This window comes from Flavobacterium polysaccharolyticum, assembly GCF_038739875.1.
Taxonomy (GTDB): Bacteria; Bacteroidota; Bacteroidia; order Flavobacteriales; family Flavobacteriaceae; genus Flavobacterium; species Flavobacterium polysaccharolyticum.
The window spans coordinates 40,512-52,084 of sequence record NZ_JBCGDP010000022.1 but is presented as its reverse complement, the minus strand read 5'-3'; the positions used below and the strand labels follow the sequence as shown (position 1 = coordinate 52,084).

The following is an 11,573-nucleotide window of genomic DNA, read 5'->3' as shown; positions in this document are numbered from 1 at the left end:
GATTTTAAAAATTATATTTTACTAGTAACCTAGCATTAAAAGGTGTTCCTGGAGTGTAATGGATTTCTTCTACACTTTGGGTTTCGTTTTGCAAACGGCTCTCCGTAAGAAATTGGGTTTCTTTCCATTTTGTGTTGAAAATATTATCAATAGTAATCCCAATTACTATTTTTTTAAATTGATGATTAACCGAAAAATCGGTTACAACATATCCTTTTGCTAATACCGAATTATCTTCATTGGCTGGTCTGTCTCCTAAATAACGAGTCCGCAAACTCCCTGAGAAATTTTTCAAATTCTTTACAGAAATCCCGTTTACGAAGGTACTCACTGGTGCTAAGGGCAAATAATTATTTCCTCTCGGTTCATCAATCGCTCTTGCGTGGGTATAGGTAAAATCGGTGTTCCAAAACAACCAGTTGTTGATTTGATAACGTAGTCCAATATCAAAACCTTTTCTTGCAGTTTTACCACTAGGTTCTACCACGGCTTCGTCGCCAACATAAACAAATTCTTGTTGCAAATACAAGTACCAAAGTGCAGTATTAATCATCATTTTTGGAGAAGGTTTCCAAACCAATCCCAAATCTGCACCATAAGCATCTGGTAAAATTTCTTTGCCTTTTTGGGCAACTACAACTCGTGTATCGTTGCTATGAAAGCCTTTTCCCAACTTTAAAAAATAGCTTATGTTAGAATTTTGAGCATACAAAAAGTTCAGTTTTGGACTCATAATTGCTTTTGTTTCGCTTAAAGTCGCATAGTTTATAGCTAGTTTATCTACATAATTAAACTTAAAATAATCCAATCGCAAACCTGCGTTAATCAACCATTTTCCTTTAGAATAATCCAAACTTGAATAACCAAAAAAGTTGGTTTGATTGCTATCGCCCAAACTTAAATAATTTAAAACAGTTTGTCGGTTTACTGTATGCGACAATTCAACATCTTTATTGTTGTCATTTCGTAAACCTCCAGCCAATTTAAAAAGGAAACTTTCGTTCAATTTTTCATTGTATTCCGATTGAAATCCTACAATCGTTCTGTTTTCCTTTTGTTTAATTTGATCCCCATTTACAGGATCATTTAAGAAAAAAGTGAAGTTAGAAAACAATTCAAAATCATATTTATTAATGTAAGCAGAAGACTTTATAAACGAATTTTCATCTATTTTTTTATCGTATTGAATGTTAATATTGCTTCTGCTCGTGTTTCCTCCTTCGGTACTATCAATAGCTCCAAAGTGAGAAATCGTGCCATCTTTTACAGCTCTTTCAGGAATTTGTCCACTTGCGTCCCATTTACTGGTAAAATGCGATAGTGAAAAGGAAATTTTATCTTTTTCTGAAAATTTTGCGGTATATTTTCCAAATAAATTAATACGGTTGAAGTTTTGCGGAGCATCAAAATAGTTATCCGTAATCATGTATTCACTTGCAAAATAAGCCGATTGGTTTTCTTTATTTAATAAATTGAAGACTCCTGTTGTTCTGAGCGTATTAAATTGTCCCAACTCCAATGAAACCGCACTTTTGTCAAAAGTATCTTTGGTATGAAAAGCAACATAACCTGCGGTTGTAAAATCTCCTTTGTCGGCGAAATAAGGACCTTTGTCAAAATCTATTTTATCTACCGTTTCTGGAATTAAGAAATGTAAATCTGCGTAACCTTGTCCGTGAGCGTGGGAAACCATGTTTACAGGCATTCCATCCACAGATATATTGATGTCAGTTCCGTGATCAATATCGAAACCACGCAAGAAAATTTGCTCGGCTTTTCCTCCACCTGCATGTTGCCCAATGAATAATCCTGGAACTTTTCGCAATAAATCTTGCGAAGTAGCCACAGGTTGCAATTCTAAATCTACTTCTGAAAAAGAGCTGAGATGCTTAAAATCTTTTGTAATAACTACTTCTTCGAGTTGAAAAGATTTTTTGAGAAGCATAATTTTTATTTCATTTTCGTTCCCTAATTTAATTCTTTGTGAAATATAATTTGGGTGAGAAAAAATAATACTGTCATTCATTTTTACATTTTCAAATATAAAATTCCCTTGTATGTCTGAATGAACGTGATTTGCATTGGCTTCATTTTTTATCAATACATTATAAATAGGATAATTATCTTGATCAACAATTTTACCTTTTATGGTTTGAGAATAGACTATTGACGTTGTAAAAAAAACTAAAATGTAAAAAATGTTTCTCATAAATAGTAACGATAATAAAGTAAACAAATCCTATTTTGACGATATTTTGCTTCTTCGGATTTTATTTTTAAACATAAATAAAAAAAGCCAATAACCGTAAAAAATAGCAATTATTGGCTTTTCGTATATTGTTAATCTATTAACTTTTAGTTGTTGCGTAATCATTTATTCGATCTCTCCATATAGAGTGATAATGAACTCCGCTAACTATAACTCCACCTTGTGCACTGTATTCTATCCAAACGTGTGGTCCTGCTATTCTGAAATAATCTCCTCTAGCAGTCATAGCAGATGTTCCGCTGTATAAAATATAAGTATTATCAATTTCTGAGGTGTAAGTTGCCATAATGGCCGCAGCATTGGTATCATCTACATCATTTACATAGGTTTTTATGGCATTCAAAACCAATGTTTTTTGTGCAGAAGTTAATCCACTACAAACCAATCCCGAGTTTGTAGTAGGAAAGCTCCAATTGGCAGTTGGTCCGCAAACTAAATCAGAAAAAGTAGAGCTAGATTTTGCCATTGCCAATTCTGTAGAGCTTAATACTGCTAAAATAGCCACAAACGCATCTCTTTCTTGGTTAATTGGGGAATAAGAAGTTCCGTTTGCGGAGAATGTTGTAGGTTCTACTGCTGCAAAACTTGGAGTCGCAGAAACAAAAGTCCCATTGGTAAAAGTACTTTGAATGGTCTTGTGATGGCCTGTAAACATAATTTCAAATGTTCCCGTTGAAGAAGGTGTTCCAAAAAATGCTAAATAATAATTACCCGAACCATAAGTACTTCCTCCTCCATTAGCATACAAATAATCATCTGCCAATAGCAATTGCTGTACCTCATCATATCCTTCGTTTGAAGTAGTTCCGCTAATTTGTTTTACAATAGCCTTGGCGAGCGCTACTTGCGTGGTGGTTAAATCACCCAACCTTAAACCTATTCTTGCAGACATTGAAGCGGGAAGATTAGACCACGTTTTAATGTTAGCATACGTGTAACTTAATTGCAAAGCTGCTTGTTGAGTGGTAGTTAATGAGGCTTTAAATTGATCACACAAACATACCAATTTTGCTATTCCTGATAACGATGTACAAGTGCTAGGATCACTTGCCACTACAGCCGAAACCCCAATTGTTCCTACAGAAGAAGAACTTCCACTAGTTGTGCTTCCAGTAGTGCTACTATTTCCGTTACTAGTGCTGGTACTGCTACTGTTGTTACTGTCATTAGTACAAGAGTAAATTAAAAACCCTATTAGTAGTGCAAAAAGGATAACTGATAACTTTTTTGATTTTTCCATAATAATTGATTTAAATTAATTTTTGATTTTCTTTAAAGATGCTTTTTAGCTCATCAATTTTTAGGCAGGGCAAACAAATAATTTTACTTGAATTTTGTTTTCTAAGCCTTTTCTATCACTATTGATGAACTATATTCATAAGAAGCATCATTTAAATAATGGGCAATTATACAACTAATGAAAATCCTTGGGAGATATATGTGGCGAAACCATTTTTTTTGTAGGTCAAAATAGTATGTTTCAGCAAAAAACACTTCTATTAGGTTTCAATTTGATAGTAAGAGTTGTGAAACGAAAGAAATTTTCATCTATCCAAAACCCTTAATCGAAGGTATTTTTAAAGTTTAAAATAGAAGCAAATAGCAATATAGAACTCTTATTGACTTAACAGTTGTCTTTTATTGATAACCTATTCATCTTCGCTTTTGGGGTGGTACTTCAACTAAATTTTTCTAATTTTTGCATAAAATCATTCTCATAAGTAGTACCTATGGGTAGTGCAATGTCACCAAGTTTAACTATTTTGTTTCTATACGAAGTAATTCTCTTTAAGGAAATCACATTAGAGCGGTGAATTCTACAGAAATTCTTTTGAGGCAATTTTTCTAGTATATCTTTAATAGTAATTCTTATCATTAATGGCTTTTGATTTTCAAGATAGATTTTAACGTAATTGTCTTGCCCTTCTAGATAAATAATATCATCAAAGACAACTTTTACTAAACCATAATCGGTTTTAAAATAAATAAAGTTCCCATCATTTTCTTGAGATGTTTTTTTTCTGTCTACAACTCTATCAATAGATGTTTTAAATCGTTCAAAACTAAATGGCTTTAGTAAATAATCAAATGCCCCTATTTCGTAGCTCTCTACAGCATATTCTTTATAAGCAGTTGTAAAAATCACTAATGAGTCTTGCGGCAAATCTTTATAAAAATCAACGCCTGATTTAGCAGGCATATTGATGTCTAAAAAAATTAAATCGATTGGATTGTTTTCTAAAAAATATCTTGCTTCACTAGTTTTTAGGAAGACTTTTTTCAATTCTATAGTATCTAATTTAGAACAAAATACTTCAATTATTTCGAGAGATGGCAACTCGTCATCTATTGCAATTGCGGTAATCATTTGAGTACTATTTTAAGGTTTACTGTAAACGTTTCTTTGTTTTCAGTGATTTGTAATGAATGTTTTTGAGGATAAAAAAGAACCAACCTTTCTTTAGTGTTTTTAATACCAATATTACTAGATTCTATATTATTAGTAGCTACAATTCTATTAAAAACTAACAAATCTAATTCAGTATTGTTGAGTGCAATATTAATTTCAATTTCGGATTTTTCATCAGGATTTACGCCATATTTGAAGGCATTTTCTATAAAAGTGAATAAAATAAGTGGAGCTATTTTTTTATTAGAAAAGTCACCGCTTGAAGTAAATTTAATCAACACCGAATTTCTTAATCTCGATTTTTGCAATTCGATATAATTATCAATGTAATGAATCTCCTTTTCTAATAACACCTCATCTTGATACGAATCTTGGAGTAAATAACGCATAAAATCGGCAAGAATAAGCACTGTATCTGCGGTTTTGTCTTCTTTTTTTATTGCAGAAGCATAAATACTATTGAGTGTATTGAATAAAAAATGAGGATGAATCTGCAACTTTAGATGAGATAGTTCGGTTTGTAACTTTTCGTTTTTAATTTTTTGATTTTGTAGTTTTTCTCTCCAAAATGTGGAGAAAAAAATACTTCCTACAAATAAATAAACCAGATGGTCTACATCAGAAAAAAAATGCTGAAATTTTCTAAATACAGTTTCAGTATGAATGGGAGGTTTTGCTGGAAATAGTGGCGCTTTTGAAATATTAGGCCCCAATAATATCGCTGGCAAAAATAAAATCAATACTAATCCTAACCCAATTGTACAACCATACAGGACGTGTTTTTTTTGAAAAAGAAGCTTAGGAATGAGCAGCGAATAATTAATATAAAAAAAAATTAAAATTAGCGCATTACCCAACATACTATAGAACATTTCTCTAGTATTGCCGTTCTCTGAAAACTCTGTTGGTCTGGAGGGAAGCACAATAGGCAATAGTATAAAGCCCATACAAATTATAACAAGAAGTACTTTGTTTTTTTTAGTCATCATCAAACAACTTCATTTAATAAACTGCTATTTATTTTTAAATGTAAATATATCTCATAATGATTGATTTAAAATTAAAATGTTGTGGAATGCTGAAATTGTGTGGTGAAATTATTTTAACTATAAAATTGCCGATGCGATGTAGTAACGAAAAAGCCGATTTCTTGTACTGAAATCGACTTTTTGGTTTTGTCCCCAATAATTAATTTGAATTTACAGTTAATAATAACTCACTATCAAAAATTGCAGCTGGCGAAATTACTATTTCGTTCTTTGGAATCTTATCTCCATAACGTTCATTCATTTTTTTCTTAACTGCTTCGTGTGTCAAGTCAAAATTACTCAGTTTTTCTAATTTCCCAATTTCAATCCCTATAGCTCTTTGATAAACTTTCCAAATAAGTTCTGAACAATATATTTTATCATCTGACCATTCAAAAGTTAGATCATAATCTTTTCCTATAAACTGTTCCCCTTCTCTTTTCATTTTTTGAAGCGACTTATCTGTCAATATCTGGTCAGCATTTTTAAGTCGCTTGATTACATAATGTCCGTTTTCACCTCTAGCAATCCATTTGGTAAGTGGTGTTGTCGTAACTGGTTGAATTGCTTCAAAAACATAAAATTGTCCTTTGTCTCTGTAAACTATTCCACAATGCGAATATTTTGAGTTTGTAGCAAGTTGAATTGCCTTACTTTGTCCTGAAAGTGAAGTTTGAAAAATTATATCACCATTTTTTATACCGTCTTTGTCAACAATTTGTTGTACTTCCGCTTTCGTTGTGTCGAGTATATGTTTCGGATCGTAAAATTTTTGCTTGGTGTAAAGTCCACTGAAAATTAGCAGTCCTAAAAGTCCAAGAATGACTATTCGTTTTTTCATTTTCTTTTGCCTTTTCTGTACTGTCCGCTTCGTACTATCTAATTAGTGATGTTTTTTTATTCGCTCTTAACACGCGTGGAGTGCAGCATATCAAATTTCCAGCCTTTGTCGGTTAAAATGGCTGTGGTGCTTTCTAGCCAATGCAATTTTCGAATGATTTTATCATCAATGAAAATGGTTGCATAGTTGTGATAAGCCACCCAAGCGGTTTTTTTGGTTACTTTGACGTCTATGATTTCAATTTTGTTTACTCGTTTTGGAATGGGCAATTCGAGTTTGGCTTTATTCAAATAAGTTGCGATGGTATCGTTATTCCAAACTTCACCGTGTTCCAAAAGCAAGAAATCTTTGGTATAATATTGCTCAATGTTTTTAGCTTCTAATTTTGACCAGATTTCGTCAAACGATTCTTGTATTAAATTTTGAAACTGTTTTTTGTGGGCTTCCATTGCACCTTGAGCGAATGCTATCGTAGTAAAAAATAGCATCAAAAGTAGGGTAGTATCTTTTTTCATTGTTGTTGAGATTATAGTATTGCGTTTATTTTTAATGGAGTTAGAACTAAATTATGTCCTGTTTTAGTATTTGCAAAAATCTTCAAAATAAAAAACTATGTTTAAATTAAGCAATTACCCCAAATCATAGGAGTAGCTGTTAGCAATAATTATTTATACACTTTTAGACCTAATGACCTAGCATAATTATTCAAGCCTTCATCAAAGGATATTAAATAGTCAATTTTTTTAGATTCGGATGCTATAATTTCTTTTATGATTTCATCAACAAAACTCACATCATTATATTCATTAATAGTTTTCTCAAAGAAACTACTCAGAGCGATATCTTTATAAGGGTTATCATCATATTTTATAAAATTCGGTTTTGATAGTAATTTTTGAAAATGTAAAGCATCATTCTTTCTGGAAAACTTGGAATTTAAAAATTCATATAAACTTGGAAATGGTATTATAATTTCTTCATCCTCAACAAACTCAGTTATAAAAGTAATATCATCGTTAATCTCAATGTGCTTTTCAGGGTTGTATAAAGCAATCCAAAAACAAGTGTCAATTATAATTTTCATTATATGTCCAAGTCAAGATGATCGAATAGATTATTTTGAGCATAACCTGTCCATGGAGATTGTTTGCTTTTCCCAAATAAAAATCCAGCTTTTAGTTTATTCACTTCAAAACTATTCCAAATCATATAAATTCTATCATTTGAACCTACTTTTATTTTATCTTTTAGTTCATTTCTTACTGATTTAATAAAATCAATATCCGTTTTTATTGTTGGTTTACAAGGATACTCCTTAATAATTCCAATTCCGTATCCTCTTTCTTCGGCATTATTTTCATCCAGCCATTTGAATAATCCTTCATAATCACCCTTCATTCCAAAATCGTAGGATATAAAAATTGTCTTTTTCATTTTATGTTTTTTATTTTATTTATGTTTCTTTGATATAATTGAACCTATCGTTGATAGCAATAAAGCGGTTTTGGTACTAAATTAAGCCCTATTTTCGAATTTGCCAAATCATCCTAAATACAAAACCATCTTTCCATTAAGCTTATTGCCCACCCGAGGCTGCAAGCCGAAGAGACGAAGTAAATCAATTATTGTAGATTGTACTTGCTGGCTTTTATTCACTATTTTTTTTACTTTTAAACTTTAGGTAATCTTCTCTGAGGTATTCGTTACAGTCTTGTATTAGTACTTTTCCATTTTTCAAGAAATAATATGCCGAATCTTTTCCTATTTCTTTATAAACCGAATCACCCACATCTATTTGGTAATAAATCTCGTTTGGAATTCTAATCTCGTTGTAATCATTCAAAATCATAAATCTTGGAGCTCTTGTATAATCTCCATCTTCTTTTTTAGCAGTTATTTTACCTTTGAATTCTGTTTGTTTGCTTTCTAGGTATTTTTCTCTTTTATAGTCTAATGAGTTGTTTTGATATATAGTTATAATCACAAGAATTATAGCGATTGGAACAAAAACATAAGCTAAGTTTTTCCTAATTTCAGTTTCTTGCTTTTCTAATTCTTGCTCTGATTTATTCATAGTTTATTACACTTTCCAATCCTAGTTCTTTTGTGTCTATTTTTAAAGATAATGGAGATTTGATCATTTTCAAAATACTTTCATTAATGTTAGTACAAGAAATTACACCTAAGTTATTTTCGATAGCAATTTCTATGAACTTACAAAAATCTGTAAAGTATTTTTTTGTGTCTTCATTAGTAGAATATAAGTTTCCTTTCTCTAACCACAAAAGCTTCAAATCTTCATTTGTCACCAAATTTATGAGTCCCGTACAATTTGAACGAGAACTATAAAATATACTTCCCAAATTGCTATCCGTAAAATTAGATATAATTTCTCCTGCAACAGAATTTGGATTAGCACTAACACATCCTGTAAATATGGTTCTACCTAAAATTAAATGAGGATTAAAAGCAGCACATTCTGAAAAAATCATTAACGTTAAAATAAGGTTGATATCTTCTATTATTTGCCCATTTGCTTTTTGAAAATCTTCTTCGTCTTGATAACGTTTTTTTATAAAAACAGAATATTCTTCGCTTGTTCCCTTTTTCCGTGTCTGAATATTGTATAAGGTTTTGTGTGATTTAAAGTCTTCGTCTAAATGTTGGCTAAATTTTAATATTTCAGCAATTCGTTCATCATTTTTATCATTTCCGTAGGCTATATATTTTCCCAAATCTGAATTAAAATATTCCCTAATTAATTGTCCATTCCTTCTAAAGTCAGTAACAATTTTTGAATAGAATTTTTTATCGTCAAAGTGATGTAAAGTATTCCAATCGCCCATTTTAATGATTTTAGAGGTTTGTTTTGGTATCATTGCCACCAATGTCCCAGCGCTTGGCGAGTTTGCAAGCTTCGGAACCGATTATTTTCTGTTAAAGCTAAAATTTCTTGCGAAATATAAACGTAAATTTACTATAAAATTGGCAATATTGCTAAACGCAAGTTAGCAGTAATATTTTTTATATTTCCACACCTAATTCTATTCTTTCAAATTCAATCCAAAAATTGATAATATCTGCAAACGAAACTACTTCGAATATGTTTCGACTATTATAATCAATTAAATTTATGTTTTTCCAAATAGGTTGATTTTGAATGTTAATTGTAATATTAATTTTCGAATGTCCAAAGCTATTTCTTAACTGACGAGCAAATTGACACAAGTTATTGGCGTTATCTAAGCCTCCATATTTACTATGAATTATTTTTTTAACTTTCTTTTCCCACCAATTAAGAAACTGTTTTTCAATAACTGTGGCTAATTGCTCATGTTCATAAGTAAGATTAATGATTTTGTGTTTAACTTTTATTTCATCATCTTCATTCTCTACAATCTTTTGCCGTTGAATTTCATATGATTTATCATTATTTGAAAAATCTATTATGTTAGAATTTACAGCAACATTAAATTCAGAAATAGTACATTGTAAGAGTTGTATTCCATTAAATTCTTGATTGTTTTTTGAAAATATTTCAATACTTACCAATTCAGCTTGCTTTATTATTGTTTTAAGTTCTTTGTAGAATGTATTATCTTCTCTTACGAATATTTGTTCAATTGGATTTATATGGTTCAGCATAAGTTGAATTTATTGGATAGTTGTGTATGTATGTATGTATGTATGTATGTATGTATGTATGTATGTATGTATGTATGTATGTATGTATGTATGTATGTATGTATGTATGTATGTATGTATGTATGTATGTATGTATGTATGTATGTATGTATGACAGTAGCCTAACTTTTTCTTCTCCCAAATATATTCTTTTCCTTACTAAAAACATAAAAATTTTCTGAATATTGTCTGCTAAGCTTTGTGGATTTGATTCCTTGAACTCCTGTGATTGCTTGCGTGAGGGATAGGAATAAACTACCGAAGTAGTATGGATAGCCCGACCGCAGCCAGACAAAGGGGCGAATAACACGTTTGCTATTTGCCCCTTTGGGTGGATGGGGTCACGCCCTAATCATTAGAAAACAGATTATGAAACGCATTGTAATGCTGGATTGAAATCCAGCCCTACACTATCAGTCGAGTCTACGACTCTTTTTTACAGCAGTTGTAGTTCCATCGGAACGGATTGATTTTGTAGCAATGGATTTCAATCCGTTGATGGGATAAGATTATGAGCTATTTATTTACATCTGTGTTTAGCGATGCTTTTATCGGGTAAAAACTAGTTGGTTGCCTTTGGATAAATTGGCATCAAAGACATAGCCGTCGTAATTGAAGCCTTTCAAATCGTCGAGGGTTTCGGCTTGGGTGTCGAGGATGTAACGTACCATCATTCCGCGGGCTTTTTTGGCAAAAAAACTAATCATTTTTAGTTTTCCGTCTTTGTAATCTTTGAACTCGGGCGTGATTACGGGCACTTTGAGCGCCTTGGCATCTACGGCAGAAAAATATTCGTTGCTCGCCAAATTGACAAACAGTTCGTCTTTTTTGAGTTCCTTGTTCAACGCTTGGGTCAAGGTGGTTTTCCAGAATTGGTATAAATTTTGGCTCTCGCCTACTGGCATTTTGGTTCCCATTTCTAAACGATATGGTTGAATCAAATCTAAGGGTTTGAGCAATCCATACAAACCCGAAAGGATGCGCAGGCGGTCTTGCAACAAGGGCAATTGGCCTTCGGAGAGCGTGTAAGCGTCTAAACCGGTGTATACATCGCCATCGAAAGCGTACACCGCAGGACGGGCATTGCTGGGTTTGAATGGGGTTTTCCAGTCCTTGTTGCGTTGCCAATTCAAGTCGGCCAATTTATCCGAAATCGACATCAGGCTAGCTAGTTCTTTGGGTGTTTTGAGTTGCAATTCGGCGTGCACGATTTTGGATTGCTTTAAAAAAGCAGGCTGCGTAAAGGTTTCAACGGGTAATTCTTTCTCGAAATTTAAGGACTTGGCTGGCGATATAACAATTTTCATATATGACTTTTCTTTGTCTTCAAAAATACAATTT

General features: G+C 32.1%; 12 protein-coding genes. All 12 read right to left on the bottom strand.

Annotated features, from left to right (window positions below; all coding sequences use genetic code 11):
• Positions 1-4 precede the first annotated feature (4 nt).
• Positions 5-2,209, bottom strand: coding sequence for a TonB-dependent receptor (locus WFZ86_RS17555; RefSeq protein ID WP_342693140.1), 2,205 nt, complete (start codon positions 2,207-2,209; stop codon positions 5-7).
• 139 nt (positions 2,210-2,348) lie between these two features.
• Positions 2,349-3,509: a DUF3500 domain-containing protein gene (locus WFZ86_RS17550; RefSeq protein ID WP_342693139.1), complete on the bottom strand. Its 1,161-nt coding sequence runs from the start codon at positions 3,507-3,509 to the stop codon at positions 2,349-2,351.
• 438 nt (positions 3,510-3,947) lie between these two features.
• Entirely contained in the window at positions 3,948-4,637 is a 690-nt protein-coding gene (locus WFZ86_RS17545) for a LytR/AlgR family response regulator transcription factor (RefSeq protein ID WP_342693138.1), read from the bottom strand.
• Positions 4,634-5,626: a sensor histidine kinase gene (locus WFZ86_RS17540; RefSeq protein ID WP_342693137.1), complete on the bottom strand. Its 993-nt coding sequence runs from the start codon at positions 5,624-5,626 to the stop codon at positions 4,634-4,636. The genes WFZ86_RS17545 and WFZ86_RS17540 overlap by 4 nt, the downstream gene beginning before the upstream one ends.
• 241 nt (positions 5,627-5,867) lie before the next feature.
• The gene (locus tag WFZ86_RS17535) at positions 5,868-6,548 is read right to left on the bottom strand and encodes a YiiX family permuted papain-like enzyme (protein WP_342693136.1); all 681 of its coding nucleotides are present in this window, start codon (positions 6,546-6,548) and stop codon (positions 5,868-5,870) included.
• Between the two features lie 56 nt (positions 6,549-6,604).
• Entirely contained in the window at positions 6,605-7,063 is a 459-nt protein-coding gene (locus WFZ86_RS17530) for a DUF4440 domain-containing protein (protein WP_342693135.1), read from the bottom strand.
• Positions 7,064-7,212: 149 nt separating this feature from the next.
• Complete coding sequence (locus WFZ86_RS17525; protein ID WP_342693134.1) at positions 7,213-7,632, bottom strand: type II toxin-antitoxin system VapC family toxin; 420 nt, start codon at positions 7,630-7,632, stop codon at positions 7,213-7,215.
• Complete coding sequence (locus WFZ86_RS17520; protein ID WP_342693133.1) at positions 7,632-7,982, bottom strand: hypothetical protein; 351 nt, start codon at positions 7,980-7,982, stop codon at positions 7,632-7,634. The genes WFZ86_RS17525 and WFZ86_RS17520 overlap by 1 nt, the downstream gene beginning before the upstream one ends.
• A gap of 214 nt (positions 7,983-8,196) precedes the next feature.
• Positions 8,197-8,622, bottom strand: a complete 426-nt coding sequence (locus tag WFZ86_RS17515; RefSeq protein WP_342693132.1) for a hypothetical protein — start codon at positions 8,620-8,622, stop codon at positions 8,197-8,199.
• Positions 8,615-9,394: a hypothetical protein gene (locus WFZ86_RS17510; RefSeq protein ID WP_342693131.1), complete on the bottom strand. Its 780-nt coding sequence runs from the start codon at positions 9,392-9,394 to the stop codon at positions 8,615-8,617. Before WFZ86_RS17510 ends, WFZ86_RS17515 begins: the two co-directional genes overlap by 8 nt.
• Before the next feature lie 178 nt (positions 9,395-9,572).
• Positions 9,573-10,193, bottom strand: coding sequence for a hypothetical protein (locus WFZ86_RS17505; protein ID WP_342693130.1), 621 nt, complete (start codon positions 10,191-10,193; stop codon positions 9,573-9,575).
• A gap of 587 nt (positions 10,194-10,780) precedes the next feature.
• The gene (yaaA, locus tag WFZ86_RS17500) at positions 10,781-11,539 is read right to left on the bottom strand and encodes a peroxide stress protein YaaA (protein WP_342693129.1); all 759 of its coding nucleotides are present in this window, start codon (positions 11,537-11,539) and stop codon (positions 10,781-10,783) included.
• Positions 11,540-11,573 lie beyond the last annotated feature (34 nt).